The organism is Skermanella aerolata KACC 11604, from assembly GCF_000936425.1.
In the GTDB taxonomy this organism is placed as follows: domain Bacteria; phylum Pseudomonadota; class Alphaproteobacteria; order Azospirillales; family Azospirillaceae; genus Skermanella; species Skermanella aerolata.
Genome location: NZ_AVFK01000018.1, coordinates 37860 through 59796 on the forward strand (window position 1 = coordinate 37860; position 21937 = coordinate 59796).

Annotated in this window: 21 protein-coding genes; 7 read left to right on the plus strand and 14 right to left on the minus strand. The window is 65.5% G+C overall.

Annotated features, from left to right (window positions below; all coding sequences use genetic code 11):
* Together choX and N826_RS20850 are read left to right on the plus strand one after the other, a co-directional pair.
* Positions 1 to 966, plus strand: coding sequence for a choline ABC transporter substrate-binding protein (gene choX, locus N826_RS20845; protein ID WP_044431999.1), 966 nt, complete (start codon positions 1 to 3; stop codon positions 964 to 966).
* On the plus strand, positions 963 to 1916 hold the full coding sequence (locus N826_RS20850) for an alpha/beta hydrolase fold domain-containing protein (RefSeq protein WP_052831704.1): 954 nt from the start codon (positions 963 to 965) through the stop codon (positions 1914 to 1916). Before choX ends, N826_RS20850 begins: the two co-directional genes overlap by 4 nt.
* Here N826_RS20850 and N826_RS20855 read toward each other — a convergent pair.
* From N826_RS20855 to rraA, 5 genes are all read right to left on the minus strand, one after another.
* Positions 1900 to 2883 (minus strand): GlxA family transcriptional regulator, encoded by a 984-nt coding sequence (locus N826_RS20855; RefSeq protein ID WP_052831706.1) that lies wholly within the window; start codon positions 2881 to 2883, stop codon positions 1900 to 1902. The genes N826_RS20850 and N826_RS20855 overlap by 17 nt on opposite strands.
* Positions 2884 to 3053: 170 nt before the next feature.
* Positions 3054 to 4550: a tripartite tricarboxylate transporter permease gene (locus N826_RS20860; protein ID WP_044432000.1), complete on the minus strand. Its 1497-nt coding sequence runs from the start codon at positions 4548 to 4550 to the stop codon at positions 3054 to 3056.
* A gap of 7 nt (positions 4551 to 4557) precedes the next feature.
* Positions 4558 to 5040 carry a tripartite tricarboxylate transporter TctB family protein gene (locus N826_RS20865; protein WP_044432002.1) on the minus strand — a complete coding sequence of 161 codons (483 nt, stop codon included), beginning with the start codon at positions 5038 to 5040 and terminating at the stop codon, positions 4558 to 4560.
* Between the two features lie 68 nt (positions 5041 to 5108).
* Positions 5109 to 6068 carry a Bug family tripartite tricarboxylate transporter substrate binding protein gene (locus N826_RS20870; protein ID WP_044432003.1) on the minus strand — a complete coding sequence of 320 codons (960 nt, stop codon included), beginning with the start codon at positions 6066 to 6068 and terminating at the stop codon, positions 5109 to 5111.
* A gap of 51 nt (positions 6069 to 6119) precedes the next feature.
* Positions 6120 to 6596 carry a ribonuclease E activity regulator RraA gene (rraA, locus tag N826_RS20875; RefSeq protein ID WP_044432004.1) on the minus strand — a complete coding sequence of 159 codons (477 nt, stop codon included), beginning with the start codon at positions 6594 to 6596 and terminating at the stop codon, positions 6120 to 6122.
* 81 nt (positions 6597 to 6677) lie between these two features.
* Here rraA and acnA point away from each other — a divergent pair, with 81 nt between their 5' ends.
* Positions 6678 to 9359: an aconitate hydratase AcnA gene (gene acnA / locus N826_RS20880; RefSeq protein ID WP_044432006.1), complete on the plus strand. Its 2682-nt coding sequence runs from the start codon at positions 6678 to 6680 to the stop codon at positions 9357 to 9359.
* The gene (locus N826_RS20885) at positions 9356 to 10489 is read left to right on the plus strand and encodes a 2-methylaconitate cis-trans isomerase PrpF family protein (RefSeq protein WP_044432008.1); all 1134 of its coding nucleotides are present in this window, start codon (positions 9356 to 9358) and stop codon (positions 10487 to 10489) included. Before acnA ends, N826_RS20885 begins: the two co-directional genes overlap by 4 nt.
* 3 nt (positions 10490 to 10492) lie before the next feature.
* On the opposite strand, the gene N826_RS20890 is transcribed toward N826_RS20885, so the two are convergent.
* From N826_RS20890 to N826_RS20920, 7 genes are all read right to left on the minus strand, one after another.
* Entirely contained in the window at positions 10493 to 11245 is a 753-nt protein-coding gene (locus N826_RS20890) for a class I SAM-dependent methyltransferase (protein ID WP_044432010.1), read from the minus strand.
* A gap of 106 nt (positions 11246 to 11351) precedes the next feature.
* Positions 11352 to 12068, minus strand: coding sequence for a transcriptional repressor LexA (lexA, locus tag N826_RS20895; protein ID WP_044432011.1), 717 nt, complete (start codon positions 12066 to 12068; stop codon positions 11352 to 11354).
* A 131-nt stretch (positions 12069 to 12199) separates the two neighbouring features.
* Positions 12200 to 13411 carry a molybdopterin molybdotransferase MoeA gene (locus N826_RS20900; protein WP_044432012.1) on the minus strand — a complete coding sequence of 404 codons (1212 nt, stop codon included), beginning with the start codon at positions 13409 to 13411 and terminating at the stop codon, positions 12200 to 12202.
* The gene (moaC, locus tag N826_RS20905; protein WP_044432149.1) at positions 13408 to 13914 is read right to left on the minus strand and encodes a cyclic pyranopterin monophosphate synthase MoaC; all 507 of its coding nucleotides are present in this window, start codon (positions 13912 to 13914) and stop codon (positions 13408 to 13410) included. The genes N826_RS20900 and moaC overlap by 4 nt, the downstream gene beginning before the upstream one ends.
* Positions 13914 to 14717: an indole-3-glycerol phosphate synthase TrpC gene (gene trpC, locus N826_RS20910; protein WP_044432014.1), complete on the minus strand. Its 804-nt coding sequence runs from the start codon at positions 14715 to 14717 to the stop codon at positions 13914 to 13916. The genes moaC and trpC overlap by 1 nt, the downstream gene beginning before the upstream one ends.
* Positions 14714 to 15751 (minus strand): anthranilate phosphoribosyltransferase, encoded by a 1038-nt coding sequence (trpD, locus tag N826_RS20915; RefSeq protein ID WP_044432016.1) that lies wholly within the window; start codon positions 15749 to 15751, stop codon positions 14714 to 14716. Before trpD ends, trpC begins: the two co-directional genes overlap by 4 nt.
* The gene (locus N826_RS20920) at positions 15748 to 16353 is read right to left on the minus strand and encodes an anthranilate synthase component II (protein ID WP_044432017.1); all 606 of its coding nucleotides are present in this window, start codon (positions 16351 to 16353) and stop codon (positions 15748 to 15750) included. The genes trpD and N826_RS20920 overlap by 4 nt, the downstream gene beginning before the upstream one ends.
* Positions 16354 to 16544: 191 nt before the next feature.
* On the opposite strand from N826_RS20920, the gene cueR reads away from it, so the two are divergent.
* The 3 genes from cueR (at position 16545) to N826_RS20935 (ending at position 18411) form a co-directional block, all read left to right on the plus strand.
* On the plus strand, positions 16545 to 16952 hold the full coding sequence (gene cueR / locus N826_RS20925; protein ID WP_044432018.1) for a Cu(I)-responsive transcriptional regulator: 408 nt from the start codon (positions 16545 to 16547) through the stop codon (positions 16950 to 16952).
* A gap of 70 nt (positions 16953 to 17022) precedes the next feature.
* Positions 17023 to 18126 (plus strand): divergent polysaccharide deacetylase family protein, encoded by a 1104-nt coding sequence (locus N826_RS40345; protein ID WP_052831711.1) that lies wholly within the window; start codon positions 17023 to 17025, stop codon positions 18124 to 18126.
* A 75-nt stretch (positions 18127 to 18201) separates the two neighbouring features.
* Positions 18202 to 18411 carry a heavy-metal-associated domain-containing protein gene (locus N826_RS20935; protein WP_044432019.1) on the plus strand — a complete coding sequence of 70 codons (210 nt, stop codon included), beginning with the start codon at positions 18202 to 18204 and terminating at the stop codon, positions 18409 to 18411.
* A 24-nt stretch (positions 18412 to 18435) separates the two neighbouring features.
* On the opposite strand, the gene trpE is transcribed toward N826_RS20935, so the two are convergent.
* Entirely contained in the window at positions 18436 to 19944 is a 1509-nt protein-coding gene (gene trpE / locus N826_RS20940; protein WP_044432022.1) for an anthranilate synthase component I, read from the minus strand.
* A gap of 6 nt (positions 19945 to 19950) precedes the next feature.
* Complete coding sequence (locus N826_RS20945) at positions 19951 to 21831, minus strand: SurA N-terminal domain-containing protein (RefSeq protein ID WP_044432023.1); 1881 nt, start codon at positions 21829 to 21831, stop codon at positions 19951 to 19953.
* Positions 21832 to 21937 lie beyond the last annotated feature (106 nt).

Below are 21937 nucleotides of genomic sequence, written 5' to 3' on the forward strand. Positions count from 1 at the left end.
ATGTCTTTGAGAACCGCCCGCCTGATGGCCGCCGCCGGTATCGCCTTGTGCAGCGCTTCCCTGTGGTCCGCCTCGGCTTCGGCTGCCGATCCCGCCGAGTGCAAGGCGGTCCGGATGTCCGATCCGGGCTGGACCGACATTACGTCCACCACGACCACCGCGTCCGTCATCCTGTCGGCGCTGGGATATCAGCCCAATGTCGTCAACCTTTCGGTCGCCGTGTCGATCGAGGGACTGCGCTCGAAGAATATCGACGCCTTCCTGGGCAACTGGATGCCGGCACAGGAAGAGATGACCCGCAAATACATCGACGGCGGCCAGATCGACATCGCCGTGGTCAACCTGGAAGGTGCCACCACGACGCTGGCGGTCAACAAGGAGGCCGCCGACGCGGGTGTGAAGACCTTTGCCGACCTTGAAAAGCACGCGGACAAGTTCAACCGCACCATCAACAGCATCGAGCCCGGCTCCTCCGCCAACGCGAAGATCCAGAAGATGATCGCGGATAACGCCTATGGCCTGGGCGGCTGGAAGCTGATGGAATCCAGCGAGGCCGCGATGCTCGCCTCCGTCGACCGCGCGGTGCGGCGCAAGGAATGGGCGGTGTTCCTGGGATGGGCGCCTCACCCGATGAACGTGAAGCTGCCGATGGGCTATCTGGACGGCGGGGAGGAGTATTTCGGCCCCAACCGGGGCAGCGCCACCGTCCGTACCCTGACCAAAGCGGGGCTGGTCCAGACCTGTCCGAACCTGGGCAACTTCCTCAAGCAGCTCGTGTTCTCGATTCCGATGGAGAACGAGATGATGGTCATGATCCTGAACGACAAGATGGACCCGAAGAAGGCGGTCGAGCAGTGGATGCGCGGTAATCCGCAGGTGCTGGATGGCTGGCTGGCCGACGTCACGACCTTCGACGGCAAGCCCGGCCTGCCCGCCGTCAAGACGGCGCTCGGCCTCTCTTCGTGACGCCGCTGCCCGACGATGAGCTGGCATCCGGAGTTTCCGAAGCGCTGGCGATAAGCGCCGGGCCGGTACCCGCCGCGAGTGACGACGTTGCGGCGATGCGGTCGGCTTATGAAGCCGGGCGGGCACGGTGGAACGAGCCGGTCATCGATCTCGCTTCGGTCACGAACGATGTCCTTCGCCTGGACCGATGTTCCATGGGCGTCAGGGTCTACCGGCCGTCGAGCGATCCAGCACTGCCGGCGCTCGTCTATCTCCATGGCGGCGGCTTCGTCGTGGGATCGCTTGACAGCCACGACCGGATCATGCGGCAGCTTTGCCGCCGGTCTGGCATGGTGGTCGTAGGTGTGGACTACCCGCTGTCCCCCGAGCACCGGCACCCCGAAGCGGTCGTCGCAGTCGAGCAGGCGGTCCTCGCCCTTGCCGAGGCTCCGCTGGCCTATGGCATCGACCCCGAGCGCGTAAGCATCGGCGGCGATTCCGCAGGCGCCCATCTGGCGCTGGCGGCAACGCTGCGCCTACGTGAGCGGCGGCCGGGTCTTATCAGGTTCATGCTGCTGTACTACGGCCTCTACGGTCTCCGGGATTCCGCGTCGCGACGCAGGTTCGCCGATGACGCCTACGGTCTCACCCCAGCTGAACTGCGGTTCTACGATACCTGCTATCGAGGCGTTGGCGCAGACCCCGAATCGGCTGCCTCGGATCTATTGTCGTGCGAACTCGCCGGCCTGCCGCCCGCCTTCATCGGGGCAGCGGCGCTCGACCCGCTGCTCGACGACAGTCTGGCGCTGGCCGATGCCGTGGCAAGGGCGAGAGGACGCGCCGAACTTTGCATCTATGACGGAGTCCTGCACGGCTTCCTGCATTGGAGCCGGCTGGTCCCGACCGCTGCCGAGGCGCTGGAGGATGGCGCGCGGGCGCTCCGGGCAGCCTTGCTCAAACCTCCATCCTGAGGGAGGCGGCGCCGGGAGTGGGCTGAAGTTGCGCCGTCGTCCTGTCCTTGCTGGGACTGGTTCCGGCGTGGCGCCGGTATGCCCGGGAAAAGCCCTCGTAGCTGCCGAAGCCGCAGGCGACCGCGATCTCCGACAGGGAATGATCCGAGTAGAGCACCAATGACCGCGCCCGCTCGACCCGCAGCCACAGGTAATAGCTTGCCGGCGACTGGCCGAGCGTGGAATGGAACAGCCGCTCCATCTGGCGGACCGACAACCCGGCTCGCTCGGCCAGGGCATTGACCGTCAGGGGTTCCTCCAAGTTCTGCTCCATCGACTGAACGGCGCGCATCAGCTTGGGATGACAGACGCCGAGCCGTTGCGGCATGTCGGCGCGCTGGCTGGATCGCGCCTCGCGGATGGTCGAATGGATGAACTGTTCCGAGACGGCCACGGCGACCCGGTGGCCGCATTCGATGCGGATCAGGTGAAGCATCATGTCCAATGCCGCGGTGCCGCCGGCGCAGGTCAGCCGGCGCCGGTCGATGACGAAGATCGAAGGCTGGACGTCGACTTCGGGATACTGCTCCGCCAAGCTGTCAAGGCATTCCCAGTGAGTCGTCGCGGCATGGCCGTCCAACAGACCAGAGCGGGCGAGCAGCAGGCTGCCGCTGTCGATGGCTCCTAGGATAGAGCCCTGCCGGTCCAGCCGGCGGAGCGGCACCGCCATCGCATCGCTGAACGACTCCTGCGGATCGAAGCCGGCACACAGGATCATCATATCGGCGTTTTCCACATCGCTCAGCCGCCGGTCCGTCACCAGCGCCATCCCGTTGCTCGCGACCACCGTTCCGCCCTCGGCCGAGACGGTGGACCACCGGTAGCAAGGTCTCCCCATCAGGTGATTGGCGACCCGAAGAGGCTCCACGGCACAGGTGAACGCCATCATCGAGAACTTGGGGAACAGCAGGAAAGCGATATCGCGCACGGATCGATCCGCGGGTTCTGTGCAGGGGATGAGCGGCATCGCGCAGGAATCGGCCCCTTGGCTGGCGGGTTGCTGGAAGCCAGTCATTGTGTCGGCAAGCACGGACGCCGACGCAAGGGGATTCAAGGAAAGTTCTAAAATCCATCGCGTTGGCCGTATCGACCGTAGCGTCATGCCGCCGACACCTTCGGTCCTAACAGACGCATCAGGGCCGGCAGGATCAGGACGACCAGCGAGACCGCCAGCAGCGTCGCCGAGATCGGCGTCGAGACGAGGGTGACCGGATCTCCCTGGCCGATCGACAAGGCGCGGCGCAGTTGGGTTTCCGCCATCGGGCCGAGGATGAGGCCGATCAGGACGGGTGCGACGGGAAAGTCGTAGACTCTCATCACGTAGCCGGCCAGCCCGATCACGAACATCAGCAGAAGGTCCATCCACGATGTCGCCAGTCCCCAGATGCCGACCAGCGAGAAGACCATAATACCGGCATAGAGATAGGGACGGGGGATCAGCAGCAGCCTCACCCAAAGTCCGACCAGCGGCAGGTTGAGCACCAGCAGCATGACGTTGCCGACATAGAGCGACGCGATCAGGCCCCAGACCAGCTGCGCATTGTTGATGAACAGCATCGGACCGGGCTGTAGGCCGTAGTTCTGAAATGCCGCCAGCAGGATCGCGGCCGTCGACGATGTCGGCAGCCCCAGCGTCAGCAGCGGGACGAGCACGCCGGCTGCGGCGGCATTGTTGGCGGCCTCGGGTCCGGCGACACCTTCGATGGCGCCGTGGCCGAACTCCTCCGGCTTTTCGGCGAGCCGGCGTTCCAGCGTATAGGACAGGAAGGTCGGGATCTCGGCGCCGCCGGCGGGCAGGGCACCGATGGGAAAGCCGATCGCCGTTCCCCGCAGCCACGGCTTCCAGGACCGACGCCAGTCTTCCGCCGTCATGTGGATGCCGCCGGCAAGTGGATTGATGCTTGGCGCCTCGGCTTGATAGCGGCTCGCGACATAGATCGTCTCACCGATGGCGAACAGCGAGACCAGGACGATGGTGATCTGTATGCCGTCGAACAGCTCCGGCGAGCCGAACACCATGCGCGCCTGCGCGGTCTGTCCGTCGATGCCGACGACGCCGAGAGCAAGGCCGATGAACAGCGCGATGAAGCCCCTGAGCCGGGAAGTGCCCATGACGACGGACACGGACGTGAACGCAAGCACCATCAGGGCGAAGTAATCCTCCGGTCCGAAGACGAACGCCAGTTCGGCGATGGTCGGAGCCAGGAAGGTCAAGCCGACGGTCCCGATCGTTCCGGCCACGAATGAACCGATTGCCGCCGTCGCGAGGGCGGCGGCGCCCCGGCCCCGGCGCGCCATCTGGTTGCCTTCCAGCGCGGTCATCATCGATCCGCTCTCGCCGGGCGTATTGATCAGGATCGATGTGGTCGACCCGCCATACATCGCACCGTACAGGATTCCCGCGAACATGATCAGCGCCGATTCAGGGGCTACCTGGGCCGTTACCGGCAACAGCAACGCTATGGTCAGGGCCGGACCGATGCCGGGCAGGATGCCGATCGCCGTGCCGAGGACGGTGCCGACCAGCGCCCACATCAGGTTGATCGGCTGGAGGGCTACGGCGAAGCCGGCTAACAATGATGGCAATGCGTCCATGCGCCGTTCACCAGCCCAGCAGGGGAAGAAAGCCGCCAAGTCCCACGCCGAGGCTCCTGAAGCCATACCAGCAGGCGCTCCCCAGGATCAGGCCGAAGGCCACATCGTGAAGGATGCGGCGGGCGCCGAAGGCGCGCGCGACCAAGGCGAAGACCAGCGCCGCCGTGACTGGGAAGCCGATGGGCTGCATGGTAGCCAGCGGCACGGCCGCGGCCGTCGTCGCCAGGAGGAAGCCGCTCAGCGAGAACGGCGCGTCGGGCGTCATGTCTTCGGTCGCCTGGGGCTCGAAGCGTTCCCCCAGTCCGATCCTGATGGTCAGGACGATGCCGAGCAGCACCAGGCCTGCGCCGACCAGCCCGACGAACAGGCCGGGGCCGATGCCGCCATATTTCGCCACGATGTCCAGCGAGAGCGCGCCGTTGAGCCAGATCCCTCCAAGACCCGTGGTGCCAAGCCCCAGCCACCACGGACGCGTCTTCGATCCTGACATAGATGCTGCCTTTCCCTGTGGCGCGGATGCACTGCCCGGCTTCGACCAGCCGTCAAGCGACCGGCTGCTCAATAGGCGAGGCCGACATCCTTCAGGATAGCCTTCCACCTGGATTTTTCGGCCGTCAGGAAAGCCACGAAGGCGTCGCCGGAGAGATAGGCGTCTTCCCAGCCCTGCCGCTCCAGCGTCTGCTTCCACACCTCGCCGGCGGCAAGCTTGTCGAACCGCTCCAGCCAGGCCGCGTGGGCAGCCTCGGACATGCCCGGCGACCCGACGACGCCGCGCCAGTTCCCTATCACGACGTCGATGCCGGCTTCCTTGAGTGTAGGCGCGTCGATGCCCTTGAGCCGCTCCGGCCCCGTGACGGCGATGATGCGCACGCGGCCGGCGTCGGCCAGCGGCTTCAACTCCGATGCGCCGGAGATCGCCGCCTTCACCTTGCCGCCGGCAACGGCGGTGACGACGTCGCCGCCGCCCGGAAACGGGATGTAGTTGAGCTTGCCGGCGGCAACTCCGGCTTCGCGGGCGATCAGCGCCAGTGCCACGTGATCGACGCCACCCAGCGATCCGCCACCGACGGCCAGGGCGCCCGGGCTCTTCCTCAGCGCCTCGACCAGATCGGCCGGGGTCCGGATCTCCGACGACGTCGGCACCGCGACGGCGTCGTATTCGTTGGTCAGCCGCGCGAGCGGGGTCGTGCCATCGAGCGAAACCGGCGACTTCGAGGTGATGATGCTGCTCACCATGATGGCGCCCATGAACATCAAGGCGTTGTCGTCGCGCTTGCCGGTCCGGATAAACTCCGCGAGCCCGATCGTTCCGCCGGCGCCGCCCTTGTTGGTGAACTGCGTTCCACCCATGAACAGGCCGGACTGCTGCAAGGCCAGGATGGTCTGCCGCGCCGTGCCGTCCCAGCCGCCGCCGGCCGAGGCAGGGACCATTATGCGGGCGGTGTCGGCTTTCGCCGGCAACGACCAAGGGAACGTGACGAAAGCCATCGCACAAAGGACTGCGACAAACCGCTTCATGGTCGTTTCCTCGAAAGGTAAGTGACGTGACCTCGGAACGAGGTCCAGGGGTCAGACCGGTTCGGCCCGGACGACGATGCCGTCCTCGTCCGCGTAGAGACTATGGCCGGGTGTGAAGACGACCCCACCGAATCCGACGGGCTGGTCGACGGCCCCGGCTCCGGTCTTCGTGCTCTTGCGTGGGTTGGTCCCCAGCGCCTTGACGCCGAAGTCGAGGCCGGACATGGCCGCGGAGTCACGGATCGCGCCGTTCACGACGATGCCGGACCAGCCGTTGCTGACCCCAAGACCGGCCACCACGTCGCCGACAAGGGCCGAATGGAGCGAACCGCCGCCGTCTATCACGAGGACATGGCCGTGTCCCGGCTCCGACAGCACGGACTTGACCAGCAGGTTGTCCTGGTTGCAGCGGACCGTGCGGATGATTCCATGAAAGCGCGTGCGCCCGCCGAGGTCTCGGAACTGTAGATCGCAGACCTGGAGCGTTTCCTCATAGGCGTCGACGAGATCCGCTGTCGCATGTCCCATAAAATGGTTCCTTAGATATTGTCTTTCTTACAAATCTAATACATTATCGCTAATAATGCAACTCATAAGGTGTCCAATGTGATGTCACACTCTCTCGAGTTGGAAAATATGGGAGAGTACAAGCAACTGGAGGTGGCAGACAGGAGCTATCTCCATGTTCCGGTACAGGGCTTCGACGGGCTTGCCCGGCTGCCGTTCAGCCTCCGCGTTCTTCTTGAGAATCTGTTGCGCCAAGTCGCCGATGGCCGGTCGTCTCCGGGTGAGTTGCAAGCGCTCGCGGAGCGTCGTATCGGCGCCGGCTTGACCTTCTATCCGGCACGCGTTTTTCTACAGGATCTTCTCGGCGTTCCCGTTCTGGTCGATCTCGCGGCGCTTCGCGATGCCGTCGCCTCCGCCGGGGGCGATCCCCGCTCGGTCAATCCCAAGGTGCCCGCCGATCTGGTGATCGACCATTCGCTGAGAGTCGATGTTTCGGCCACTCCCGAAGCCCGGCAAACCAATCTCGCACTCGAATATGAGCGGAACGCGGAGCGCTTCAGCTTTTTGCGGTGGTGCCAGCGCAGCTTCGACCAGCTTCGGGTCGTGCCGCCGGGCAAGGGCATCATGCACCAGATCAACCTCGAACATCTGGCCAAGGTTGTCTGGATCGACGAAACGCCTGCGGGAATCGTGGCATATCCGGACACGCTGGTCGGCACAGACAGCCATTCTACGATGATAAACGGTTTGAGCGTGCTCGGCTGGGGCGTCGGCGGGATCGAGGCCGAGGCCGTCATGCTGGGCAAGCCGGTGTCGCTGCCGGTCCCGGAAGTCGTCGGGGTCGAGGTCAGCGGCAACCTGCCGGAGGGAACCACGCCGACCGACCTCGTGCTGACGATAACGGAGAAGCTCCGCGCGCTCGGCGTCGTCGGGAAGTTCGTCGAGTTCTTCGGGCCGGGCCTGGATGCGCTTCAGGTCGCGACCCGGGGCACGATCGCCAACATGGCGCCCGAATACGGCGCCACCTGCGTCTTCTTCCCCCTGGACTGGCGCGCGCGCGATTACCTCCGGCTCACCGGCCGCCCGGAGGAGCAGGTCCAACTGGTCGAAGCCTATGCCAGGGCGCAGGGATTGTGGCGCGACGAGGCAACCACGGCGCCCGAGTTCGACCAGATCGTGACGCTGGATCTGGCAAGCATCCGCCCGTCGATCGCGGGGCCGTGGAACCCGGAGGATCGCATCGATCTCGGCAAGGCCGCGACGGCCTTCTGCGAGCATCACGAGAAGCTCAGCGGCAGGCCGGTTTCCGACCGGAAAATGCCGGTCGACGGCGCATCCTTCGAGTTGACCGACGGCGCCATCGTGATCGCGGCGATCACGAGTTGCACGAACACGTCCAACCCCTTCAACATGATCGCGGCCGGACTGCTGGCCCGCAACGCCGTTGCCAAGGGATTGACGGTCAAGCCGTGGGTCAAGACCTCGCTGGCGCCCGGCAGTCAGGTCGTCGCGGCGGTACTCGAGCGGACGGGTCTCCAGACGTCGCTCGACGCGCTGGGCTTCCATGTCGTCGGATTCGGCTGCACCACGTGCAATGGCATGTCCGGTCCGATCCCGAAGCCCATGGCGGAAGCGATCGAAGCCGGCAAGCTGGTGGCGGCCGCCGTGCTGTCGGGCAACCGCAATTTCGAAGGCCGCATCCATCCCAACGTCAGGGCTGCCTATCTGGCCTCGCCGGCCCTGGTCATCGCCCATGCGCTGGCCGGGGCGATGACGGCCGATATCTCGACCGGCCCGCTTGGCATGGGCGATGACGGGCTTCCGGTCACCCTGAAGGACATCTGGCCGGATACCGAGGAGATCGTCGCGATCATCGACTCCGCCTATGGGCCGGACCTGTTCCGCAGCAAATATGCCGACCTGTTCGACGGTGACGAGACGTGGGAGAAACTGGGCGGTGAAGCGGGCGACCGCTTCGCCTGGGATCCCGCCAGTACCTATGTCCGCTGCCCGCCATATTTCGACTTATTGTCGCGGGAAATCCCGGCGGTTGGTCCGGTAGCCCGAATGCGGCCGCTAGCCGTGTTGGGCGACAGCATCACCACCGACCACCTGTCGCCGTCGGGTGCCATCGTCGCCGGCTCCCCGGCCGCGCGGTTCCTGACAGATCGCGGCGTCAAGCCGGCCGACTTCAACTCTTACGGGACGCGGCGCGGCAATCACGAGGTCGCGGTGCGGGCGACCTTCGCAAACATCCGGCTCCGTAACAAAATCGTTCCGGGTGTGGAAGGAGCTATGACGAGGCTGCTGCCGGACGGCACGGACCTGCCGATCTTCGACGCGGCGCTCGAGTATGGCCGGCGCGGAGTTCCCCTGGTCATCGTTGCCGGGCGCAACTACGGCTGCGGCTCGTCACGTGACTGGGCGGCCAAGGGCGTAGCGCTGCTGGGCGTCCGCGCCGTGATCGCCGAAAGCTTCGAGCGCATCCACCGCACCAACCTGATCGGCATGGGCATCCTGCCGCTCGTCTTCCCAAGCGAGACGACGGCGGACGGGCTGGCGATCGACGGCACGGAAACTTTCGATCTGCCGGATCTGGCGACCGAACTCGGCGTCCGCGCCTCGATCACCTGCGTCATCAACCGCGCCGACGGCAACCGGACAACCATCCCCCTGACGCTGCGCATCGAAACCGAAGATGAACTGGCATGGTGGCGTCATGGCGGCATCCTGCCGTTCGTCTGGCGCGATCAGGTGGCCGAAATCAGCAAGGAAGCACCATGAGCCAGAAATTCGTCCCCGCCGTCTTCATGCGCGGCGGTTCCAGCAAGGGCGTCGTCTTCCACGAACGGGACCTGCCGGCCGATCGGGCCGAGCGGGACCGGCTGTTCCTGGACGTGCTCGGCACGCCGGACCCGTATGGAAGGCAGCTCAACGGCATGGGCGGCGGCATCTCTTCGCTGTCCAAGGTGGCGATCATCGGACCGTCCACCCACCCCGACGCCGATGTCGATTACACATTCGGCCAAGTCGTCGTCGACCGCCCCCTAGTGGACTACGGCGCCAACTGCGGAAACCTTTCTTCCGTGGTCGGCCCCTTCGCGGTCGATACCGGACTGGTCGAGGCTGCCGACGGCGAGGTGCTGGTTCGCATCCACAACACCAACACCCGCAAGATCATCCATGCCCGCTTCGACGTGAAGGACGGCAAGGCGGTGACCAAGGGGGACTTCGCCATCGCCGGCGTCGCCGGAACCGCCGCCCGCATCAGGCTGGACTTCCTGGATCCCGGCGGCACCGTCACTCCCGGCCTGCTGCCGACCGGCAATGTCGTGGACAGGATCACGGTCGATGGCGTCGGCGAGATGGAAGTCTCCCTGATCGACGCCAGCAACCCGGTCGTCTATGTGCGGGCATCCGACCTGAGCATCGAAGGCACGGAATCGCCGGACGAGATCGAAGCCGTTCCGGGATTGATGGCCAAGCTCGACCGGATCCGCAGGCAGGCTGGGGTCATGATGGGTCTGGCCGCCACCCCGGATGCCGTCGGCCTGTCCAATCCGAAGATCGCGATGGTCGTTCAGCCGACGCTGTTCAGGACCCTGGACGGCGAGGCGTTCGAACCGGCAACCCACGAGATCGGAGTCAGGATGCTGTCGATGGAGCGGGCGCATCGGGCCGTGACCCTGACCGGAGCCATGTGCGTCGGCGTCGCGTGCCGGATAGAGGGGACGGTGCCCAACTTGCTGGCGTCGCCACCGGCGGCGGATGGTGAAATCCGGGTCGGCAATCCGTCCGGCGTCGTTTCCGTCGGGTCGGAGATCCGGTACGACGGCGGCTGGATCGCCGACAGCGCCGTCGTCTTCAGGACGGCGCGTACCCTGATGACGGGAGCTGTCGCGGTGCCCGGGTGACCGTTATCGGGCACCGTCGCCGGCATCCAGGACCCGCAACAGGTCGTCGTGCAGCACTGGGTAGTGGGTGAAACAGCGAAGAACCGACCCGTCGAGCACCCGTTCGAAGGACATGTTGTCGATGTGGCGGCTGGCGACGATGCATCGCTGATAGACCTCGACCAGGGGACGGGCGCACAGGTACATCTTGGATCTCGACGCCGAGAAGGGCCGGATGTGTCGCCCCATCTCCGACAGGCAGAACTCCGTCATGGCGGTCGCGACGCCTGGCCAATCCGGGTCGAAGCAGTCGTCGAGCACGATGACGGCTTCGGGAGTCAGCAGCGGAGCGAAGTTCCGCAGATCGTTGAGGACGCCGGGATGATCGTGAACGGCGTCGATGTGGAGAAATCTCAAGCTGCCCGGCGCAACCTCGGGAGGCACGGCCCGCATCGAGGGGAGGTCACGCTGTATGCAGCCCAGCCTGCCGTCAAGATCAGGGCAAAAGCGGCGAATGTTGCTTTCGACGACAGCCTGAGAGACTTCATGGAAGAGGTCGAAGCAGAAGAGCGATTCGCCCGGTCGCGCCAAGGCTCCAAGGCCGATGGCCGACCGTCCCTCGTAAACCCCAAGCTCACAAAGATCTCCGCGCCAGCCAGCCTCTTTCTGGATGAAGTCCAGAAGCCAGAACATGATCAGATCGTGATCGTAGAACCAGCCTTTGACCTCCGGCTCGACCTGATTCTTGTAGAGCTTCCAGAACTTGAAGATCTCCATCGATGGCCCCGATAATCCCACAAATCATGACGTGCGGTGTCATCGGGAACTATAGAGGCCATCGGTAAACGAAACCGGACAAATGGTCCCGTTGCGAACCGACGCGTCAGTAACGCCGCAGCAATCCGACGAGGCGTCCCTGAACCCGCACCCGGTCGGCCCCGAAGATCCGGGTTTCGAAGGCAGGGTTCGCCGGCTCCAGCGCTACCGTCTGCCCCTTGCGGCGCAGACGCTTCAAGGTCACCTCGTGCTCATCGATCAGCGCCACGACGATCGACCCGCTGTCGGCCACCTCGCACCGGTTGATGATGACGGTATCGCCGTCAAGGATGCCGGCTTCCACCATGCTGTCGCCCGCAACCTCGAGCGCGTAGTGATCGCCGGGCGGGAGCATCGTGGACGGGACGTTGATCATGGCGCTGTTGTCGCGCAGCGCCTCGATCGGCGTACCGGCGGCGATCCTGCCATAGAGCGGCAGTTCGATCGCCTCCACCTGATGGTTGACCTCCCGGCCGGCCAGCGTGCCGGAGAAATCGCCCTTGATGACGTTGGGCTGGAACTTGGCCCGCTCGGCGGCGCGCGGCTGGCGCCCGCTACCAGCATCCGATCCCTCCGGCAGCTTCAGCACTTCGAGCGCACGCGCCCGATGAGGCAGACGACGGATGAAGCCGCGTTCCTCAAGACCGGTAATCAGCCGGTGGATGCCGGACTTGGACTTGAGGCCAAGAGCGTCCTTCATTTCGTCGAAGGACGGCGAAACTCCACCTTCACCCAGCCGGTCGTTGATGAAGAGCAGAAGTTCGTATTGTTTACGTGTCAGCATCTACGCCCCCTGCGCGTGACCACCCGGTCCGGAACAAAACACAAACATTATCATACGTTCTAGTTTGGTTCACGTAAGGCGTCAAGCATTCCCCATCAAAAATTTAACTCTTTTAAAGGGGGAAGGTCCAGCTACAGACTAAATGAACCTCCCGTCAGCGGAAGAATTTCCACGATGTCGTCCTTGGAAGCCGCGGGCGCAAAAGGCGGTCGGACGATCAGGCAGTCGGCCCGGGCAAGCACCGAAACCAGCGAACTATCCTGCGACTCGAACGGCTGGGCGATCAACTCGCCGGCCGGAGAGCGGCTTAGAGTAGCCCTCATGTAGTCTTCGCGCTGGTCGTTTTGCTTGACCGGTACCCCCAGGCGCGCCTTCAGGCGAGTTTCCGTAGGGTCGAGTCCCTGCATCCGGAGCAGGGCAGGGCGCAGGAAAAGGACCGAACAGACATAGCTGGAAACGGGATTGCCGGGCAGTCCAAGCACCGGAACATCGCCCAGGCGGCCGAACATCAGCGGTTTGCCCGGCCGCATCGCGATCTTGTAGAAATCCAGATCCATGCCCCGGTCGCCCAGGACGCTGCGGACCAGATCGTATTCGCCTGCCGAAGCGCCGCCCGACGTGACGAGCAGGTCGGCATTCCAAGCGCCGGCGGTCAGTTCCGCCAGCGACTCCGGCGTATCGAAAGCAACGCCAAGGTTGAACGGCACGCCGCCGAAAGCCGTCACCAGGGCCGACAGCGCGAACGCGTTGGAACTGACGATCTGGTTCGATCCGACGGGGTCGCCCGGCAGGACGACCTCGTTGCCGGTCGCGAGAATCGCGATGCGGGGCCGGCGATGAACCCTGATCCAGGGCACGTTCATGGCGGCTGCAAGGCCGACGTCCCGAGCCGTCAGAAGCTTCCCGGCCGGAACGCCAATCTGCCCCGCCTGGAAGTCGATGCCGGCGAACCGGACGTGACGGTGACGGACACCGGCTTGGAGAACCGTTATCCGGTTTCCCTCGGCTTCCGTGTCTTCCTGGATCACGACGCTGTCGGCACCGTCGGGGAGCGGCGCTCCCGTGAAGATGCGCACCGTCTCCCCGGGTCCGATCCGCCCGTCGAAGGCGCTGCCGGCCTGAACCTCGCCGACTTGCCGCAGGATTGCGGGCGCCTGCGCCACATCCTCGGCACGGACGGCATACCCGTCCATCGCCGACATCGACGCCGGCGGCTGGGACAAGCGTGCGTGGATATCCTCGGCCGTCACCCGGCCCAGCGCGTCGGGCAACGCGACCAGTTCCGCCGGCAGCGGCGAGAAGGCGGAAAGGACGCGGCTCAGGGCTTCGGCGACTGGAATCATGGGGCTGTCCCGTAGTCTCCGCTTTTGCCGCCCGCTTTGTGGAGCAGACTAACATCGCCGATCGTCATACCGCGATCGACCGCCTTGCACATATCGTAGACGGTTAATGCCGCGACCGATACCGCCGTAAGCGCCTCCATCTCGACACCTGTCCTGCCCTTCAGCTTGCAGGTGGACGTGATGTCGACGGCGTTGCGTTCCGGATCGCAGGTCAAGTCGACCTTGACCGACGTAAGCGCCAGCGGATGGCATAGTGGGATCAGGTCGGGCGTACGCTTGGCCCCCATGATGCCGGCAAGCCGGGCGACGGAGAGAACGTCTCCCTTCTTGAGGCCGCCGGACATGATCAGGGCCAGCGTTTCCGGCCTCATGAACACCGATCCCCGGGCGGTCGCCGTCCGTTCCGTGATGTCCTTGTCCGAGACATCTACCATGACGGCGCGGCCTTCCGCGTCGAAATGCGTGAACCCGGCGGCCGCTTCTCCTCCAGTCGGCTTCTCCATCATTCGGCCGCCATCGGTGTCAGGAGAGACCGGGTCGCCTCGGCGACGTCCTGCTGCCGCATCAGGCTTTCACCGACCAGGAAGCACTTGGCGCCGACCTGCGCCATGCGGGCAAGGTCGGCCGGCGTATAGAGACCGCTTTCGCTCACCAGCATCCGTCCTTCGGGAAGCCATGCTGCAAGCTGCTCCGTCGTGGCGATATCGACGGCCAAAGTCTTTAGATTTCGGTTGTTTACACCGATCAGTTCACAGGGAAGCTGAAGAGCGCGATCGAGTTCTTCCCCGTTATGGACTTCCACCAGGACATCCATGCCGTAGCGGTCGGCGACCTCCGCCAGTTCCTTGGCGGTCTGGTCGTCCAGAGCCGCCATGATCAGCAGGATGCAGTCGGCGCCAAGCGCCCGCGCTTCGACCACTTGATAAGGATCAAGCATGAAGTCCTTGCGAAGGCACGGTAATTCGCAGGCGGCGCGAGCCTCTACCAGGAATGCGTCATTCCCTTGGAAGTACGGGATATCAGTCAGCACGGACAGGCATGCGGCGCCGCCGTCCCGATATGCCCGCGCCAATGCGGCAGGCTGAAAATCTTCCCGAATCAATCCCTTGCTGGGTGAAGCTCGCTTGATTTCTGCGATCAGGCCATAGCTTCCGGCCTCCACCTTGCGGCGAAGCGCCTTGATGAACCCGCGCGGTGGATCGGCCCGCAGCGCCGCCCGGTCGACTTCGGCAAAGCTCCGCTCGGCGCGGCGGGCGGCGACATGGACTCGCTTCTCGGCGCAGATGCGGTCAAGGACATCGCTCATGCCGGGTCTCCGCTGTTGGTCATCTTAATCAACCGGTCGAGCACCGCTCTGGCACCCCGGCCGTCGATGGCCGTCCGTGCCAGATCGGCAGCGTCCCTGATATCGTCCGCCTTGCCCGCCACCAGTAGGGCGGCGGCGCTGTTCAGCAGCACGATGTCCCGGTAGGCGCCGAGCGAACCGGCGAGGACGGCGTTCAAGGCTTCCGCATTGGTCGCGGCGTCGCCGCCCTTCAGGTCGGCGGGATTGGACGGCTTCAGCCCGGCATCGGCCGGATCGAGGTCGAACCGGGTGACTTGGCCGTTCTTCAACTGCGCCACATGGGAAAGCCCTGTTGTCGTCAATTCGTCCAACCCGTCGGAACCGTGGACGACCCAGGCTGTCTCCGATCCCAGCCGCGCCAGCACCTGCGCCAGCGGCTCGACCCATTCCTCGGAAAAGACGCCAAGAAGCTGCCGCTTGGCGCCGGCCGGGTTCGACAGCGGCCCCATCAGGTTGAAGATCGTCCGGGTGCCCAGTTCGACCCGCGTGCCGGCGACGTTGCGCATGGCGGTGTGATGCCGCGGCGCCATCAGGAAACAGATGCCGATCTCGTCCAGCGCCCGCTGGACCAGCGTCATCTCGCACTCGATGTTGACGCCCAGGGCCGTCAATACGTCCGCTGCGCCCGACTTGCTCGACGCGGCGCGGTTGCCGTGTTTGGCGACCGGTACGCCGCAGGCCGCGACCACGAGAGCCGTCGCCGTCGAGATGTTGTACGTACCGGACGCATCGCCGCCGGTGCCGCAGGTATCGATCGTGCCGGGAGGCGCCACGATCGGCACCGCCTTGGCCCGCATGGTCCGGGCAGCCCCCGTGATCTCCTCGATCGTTTCGCCGCGCACGCGCAGCGCCATCAGAAAGCCGCCCATCTGCGACGGGGTGGCGTTGCCCGACATGATGATGTCGAAGGCGAGTTCGGCCTCGTCCTCGCTCAACCGGCGACCGGCGGCTACGCCGGCCAGGATAGCCTTCATATCCGACATATCGGCCGTCATGCCGCGCGCTCCGATGGGGTGCTGGTGCCAGGACCGGTAAGCCGGACGAAGTTGGCCAGCAGTTCGTGACCATGTTCAGAGGCGATGCTCTCCGGATGGAACTGCACGCCATGGATCGGCAAGTCGCGGTGCATCAGGCCCATGATCAGCCCGTCCTCGCTTTCCGCCGTGACCTTCAGTACGTCCGGCAGCGTTTCCCGCTCGACGATCAGCGAATGATAGCGGGTGGCGGGAAAGGGGGAGGGCAGGCCGGCCAGCACGCTTTCGCCGGAGTGGCTCATCATGCTTATCTTGCCGTGCATCGGCGCGGGCGCGCGGATGACCCGCCCGCCGAAGGCCTGTCCTATCGCCTGATGACCCAGGCAGACGCCCATCAGCGGGATTCGCCGCTCGGCCGCGGCGGCGATGGTGTCCAGGCAGATGCCGGCGCGGTCGGGATCGCACGGACCGGGAGACAGCACGATGCCGTCGGGCCGCAGATCGAGCGCCTGTGCGACCGTCAGTGCGTCATTACGTTTCACCACGATCTCCGCGCCCAGTTCACCGAGGAAATGGACGAGGTTGTAGGTGAAACTGTCATAGTTATCGATCAGCAGCAGCATGCGGCAACCCGCGGCAAACAAATGGGAAACAAGCGAGCGGTTACCCTACAAGGCGGAACCCGGAAATTCCAGCGCGGCGACGCATGCCGGTACCTTGACCTTCCCGGCACTGGAAGCCCCATATGAATACCATCTGGCTGTGAGTAACGATCTGTTAACGATGAAAACCCATCGTATCGGGAGAGCGTTTCATGAATATCGGGACAGTTGCCAAGCGCTCCGGCGTGCCGGCCAAGACCATTCGCTATTATGAAAGCATCGGCCTGATCGCGTCCGCCGGCCGCAGCGCCAACGGTTACCGGGTCTACACGTCGGAGGAGGTCGAAACCCTGCGTTTCGTTTCGCATGCGCGTTCGCTGGGCTTCGCGGTCAAGGACGTCGCCAACCTGTTGACCCTCTGGCGCGACCGGAGCCGTGCCAGCGCCGACGTCAAGGCGCTGGCGCGCGGTCACATCGCGGAGATCGACGCCAAGATCGCCGAACTGCGGAATATCCGTGAAACGCTGGTCGACCTGGTCCAGCGCTGCCACGGCGACGACCGTCCCGACTGTCCCATTCTCGACTCGCTGGCTACATCATCGACAGAGCATCGCACCTGACATTATGCCAAGTCCAACGACCAAAACGTCCAAGACGCCGAAACCCCGGCGCACCCGGCGAAAGCCTGCGGTGCCCGACTTGCTGAAGCGCTTTCGTCCCGTCACGCTGGCAGCGGGAGCCCTTGCCCTGACCTTCGGCGCGGGCGCTCTGGTCGGCTTCCTCTATCAGCGGGAGTCGGACAAGCCGCCTGCCCAGGTCGTCACGACCCGGCCGGAAACGGTGCGCCCGACCGCTCCCCGGATCGACATGCCCCGCGTCGAACCACCCCGTGTCGAACAACCGCGTGTCCAGGAACAGGCCGAGGAATCCTCCGCGCCGAAGGCACCCTCGGCGACTGTCCCCATCATCGCTCCGCCGCTAGCCAAGCCGGCGCCGGCGACGGTCCTGGCGGCGATGATGCCGCCGCCGCTCCCGCCGGGTGCCGCACCGGCTCCGCTCGCTCCCGGCGCGCCGCTGTGGCAGAAGAACGCGGTGCCTTTCGTCCCGCGCTCCGGCGGTCCCATGATCGCCATCGTGATCGACGACATGGGGCTGGACCGGAAGCGCAGTTCCCGGGTCGTCGGATTGCCTGCCCCTCTGACCCTTGCATGGCTGCCCTATGCCAACGACCTTCCGCGCCAGACCAAGACGGCTCGGACGGCAGGTCATGAGCTGATGGTCCATATCCCGATGGAGCCGCGAGCCAGCGACATCGATCCCGGACCGGATGCCATGAAGGTCGGCGTCGGCAATGCCGAACTGCTGCGCCGCCTGGACCATGGCTTGAAGTCGTTCGACGGCTATATCGGGGTCAACAACCACATGGGCAGCCGTTTCACGGAGGATGCTGCCGGCATGAGGGTGATCCTGGGAGAGCTACAGCGACGCGGCCTGATGTTCCTGGACAGCCGCACCACCAGCCACAGCGTCGCCTTCGGCATCGCGCGCGGCATTCACCTGCCCGCCCTGGGCCGGGACGTCTTCCTGGACGACGACATGAGCCCAAGCGCGGTCAGGGCGAGCCTTGCCAAAGTGGAGGCCGTCGCCCGGCGGCAGGGTTACGCCATCGCTATCGGTCATCCCCACGACGCGACCGTGGACGCCCTGGTCGAATGGCTGCCGTCCGTCGCCGCTAAGGGCTTCACGCTCGTTCCCGTCAGCGCCATTCTGAAGCACCGCCAGCCGAGCGGCTGAAGCCGCCCCGCCAGGGCTTTGGAAAGCTACCGACCAAGCAGTAAAACCAGTAAAACGCCAAATGGAGGCACCACGATGTCAGCGAAGTACAAGGTTTCGGGGATGACTTGCGGCGGATGTGTCCGCTCCGTCACCAACGCCATCACCGCACGCGACTCGGCCGCGACGGTCGAAGTCGACTTGCCGACCGGAGTGGTGACGGTCGACGGCGACCTGTCGGAGGATACCGTCAAGGATGCGGTGGAAGGCGCCGGATTCGATTTCGGCGGCAGGGCCGCCGCCTGAACGGCGCTCGGCCCAACATACGCGTCAGCGGCTGGAAGCGAACCTGACCGCTTCCTCCGCTGCACGGATCAGCGCCCGCGACTTGTTGACCGTTTCCTGGTATTCGGCCTCCGGGTCGCTGTCGGCCACGACGCCGCCGCCCGCCTGGACATGCATGACGCCGTCCTTAAGGACGGCGGTGCGGAGCGCTATGCAGGTGTCCATGGCGCCGTTTGCGCCGAAATAGCCGACGCAGCCGCCATAGACGCCGCGCCGGGCCTTTTCAAGCTCGTCGATGATCTCCATCGCCCGCACCTTCGGAGCACCCGAGACGGTGCCCGCGGGGAACCCGGCGAACAGGGCGTCCAGCGCGTCGTGCTGCGGATCGATCGTCCCCTCGACGTTAGAGACGATGTGCATGACGTGCGAGTAGTACTCGATCACCATCCGTTCGGTCACCGTCACGCTGCCGATCTGGGCGACGCGGCCCACGTCGTTGCGCCCGAGATCCAGAAGCATCAGGTGTTCGGACAACTCCTTCGGGTCTGACAGCAGGTCGGCGGCCAGGATCTTGTCCTCATCGGGCGTGGCGCCGCGCTTGCGCGTCCCGGCGATCGGACGGATCGTCACCTTGCCGTCGCGTAGCCGCACCAGGATCTCCGGACTTGACCCGACGATGCTCAAGCCGTCGCCGAAATCCAGGTACAGAAGGAACGGCGACGGGTTGAGCCGGCGGAGCGCCCGGTACAGGCTGAAGGGCGGCAGCTCGAACGGCACGCTGAGACGATGCGACGGGACGACCTGGAAGATGTCGCCGGCCAGGATGTACTCCTTCGCCCGTTCGACGATCGCATGGTATTCCTCCCGCGTCGTGTTGGACACGGGCTCCGGCAGCGAACGCACCACGTTGGCCGCCTCGCGCCGGTACGGCAGGTTGCGCTCCAGGTCGGAGATGGCATCGCCGAGCCTTTCCAGCGCAAGGTCGTAAGCCAGTTCGGCGTTCATGCCGTCGGCCGGCCAGACCGGCGTTACCAGCGTTATCTGGTTCTGAATGCCGTCGAACACCGCAATGATCGTCGGGCGCATCAGGATCGCGTCCGGGATGCCCAACATGTCCGGATTGTCGTCCGGCAGGCGTTCGATCAGCCGTACCATGTCGTAGCCGAGATAGCCGAACAGCCCGGCGGCCATGGGCGGCAATTCCGCCGGCAAGTCGATCCGGCTCTCCGCCAGCAGCGACCGCAATGCCTGGAGCGGCGGCTCGTCGCTCGGCTCGAAGGCGTCCGCTTCGATGCGGGCGCGCCGGTTGATCTCGACCTTGTCGCGGTTGCAGCGCCAGATCAGGTCCGGCTTCAGGCCTATGAACGAGTAGCGCCCACGGACCTCGCCGCCGGTCACCGACTCCAGCAGGAAGCAGTTGGACTGGCCGTCCGCCAGCTTGATCATCGCCGAAACCGGGGTTTCCAGATCGCTGACGAGGGTGGTCCAGACGACCTGCGGCTTGCCCGCCGCATAGGTTTCGCCGAAGCCGGAACGGGCGGGGAGCGCCTTCATGATGGGTCAGTTCCGCTGGAACATTGTGTCGATGGTCGACTGGTGGATCGACACCGGGTAACGCTGACGAAGCGCATCGGTGAACTGGGCGAGAAGGTCGCCGGCCATCGCCTGCTGGACGCCCTGGCGCACCTGGGCCACCTGTGCATCGGCGGCAGCCGGATCGGCCCCCTGGATTTCCCTCAGGCGGACGACGATCTGCCCGTCCTGGGTCGGCGCCGTCGCCACCTCGCCCTGCTTCATCTCGAACAGGCGCTGCACCAGCCCGGGAGGTAGTCCGCCGTTTTCGCGGCCCGCGCGCGTCAGGGCTGGGGTGACGCCGGCAACGGTGCCGGGGACGCTTGCCGCGATGTCCTGGGGCGTACTGCCGGCCTTCAGCCGTTCCTCGATCTCGCCGGCTTTCCCGGAAGCAAGCTGGGCGCGTTGATCGGCCTGCCAGGCGGCGATCACCTCGGCTTTGATGGTATCGAGCGGGCGGAGCGTCGCCGGCGTGATCGCGTCGACCCGTGCGATGAAATAGTCGCCGTCCGGCGTCTCCGTCAGGGTGGTGGCGGAACCCTGCTGCACGCCGAAGGCAGCTTGGGCGACCTGTTGCGCCGCCGGCAGTTCCGCGACGGCACCGCCGTCCGGCTTGCGGCCGCTGGCGTCGATCGCGGGAACCTCGATCAGCCGCAGGCCGAACTGCTGCGCCACGTCCTCGATGCTGGCGCCGCCTGCCAGCGCGTCCTCGACCTTGTTGGCCGATTCGAAGACGGTGTCCATGGCGCGGTCGCGCTTCACGTCGGCCAGCACTGTGTCGCGTACCTGCTCGAAGGCGCGCGTGCTGCCGGCCTCGATGCCGCTTACCCGCACGATGTGCCAGCCCAGGGGGCTCTGCACGGGGGCGGTGAGGCCGCCCTGCTGCAAGCCGAACACCGGCCCGGTCAGTTCCGGCAGCAGGTCTTCCCGCGCCAGGCTGTTCAGCGTCAGGACCTCGGCTCCGGCAGCCGTGGCCGCCTCCTCCAGGCTTTGGCCCTGGGCGACCGAGGACTCGATCTTGCGGGCGGTCGCTTCGTCCGCCACCAGCACCTGATCGACGGTCCGGCGCTCCGGCGTCTGGAACTCGGCCGCCCGGGCGTCGTAGGCGGCATGGAGGTCTTCGTCCGAAACGGTGATGTCCTTGGCGATGTCCTCGACGGTCAGCTTGCCGACGGTCAGCTTGCGGAACTCGGGTGCCGTGAACCGGACCGCCTTTTCCTGATGGTATGCCGTCAGGGCCGCATCGTCCGGCGTGCCGACATCGCCCATGGCAGCGTTCGGCACCAGGACGGTTTCGGCGATCCGCCGCTCCGCCTGACGGCGGAACAGATCGTCGACCAGCGCGCCGGGCGCCTGAGCGCCGGCAGCGACGGCGCCGACGACCTGGGTCCGCTTGATCTCGGTGCGGAGCAGTTGGACATAGGCGTCCTCGGTCAGCTGATTGGCCGCCAGCACGCGCCGGAACTGTTCGGGATCGAACTGTCCGATCAGATTGTGGAAGGCGGGCTCCGCCCGAAGCTGGCCCAGCACCAGCGGATCGCCGACCCGCAGCCCGGCGTCATCGGCCGCCAGCGTCAGCAGATGCCGCTGGATGAGCTGGTCCAGCGTCTGGTTCACCAGGCCCAGCGCGCGAGCCTGTTCCGCATCGATCTGGCCGCCCAGCATCTGGCGCAGGCGGTTCACTTCCTGGCGGAAGGCGTTGTCCAGCTCGACCGTCGAAATCTTCACGCCGCCGACCTCGGCCGCCGTCGTGTCGGTCCGGCCACGGAAAATGTCGCCGATGCCCCATACCCCAAAGCTGAGGATCAGGAGGACGAACAGGATCTTCACGATCCAGGAGCCGACGGTGCTGCGCAGGGCTTGAAGCATGTTCCAACGTCTTGAAAGCGGGAGGCCGGGCGATCCGGCGCCAATAATCACGGTGCCGGGGACAAGAACCCCGACGGCGCGGCATCATAGGTGTCGGCCCGGACAG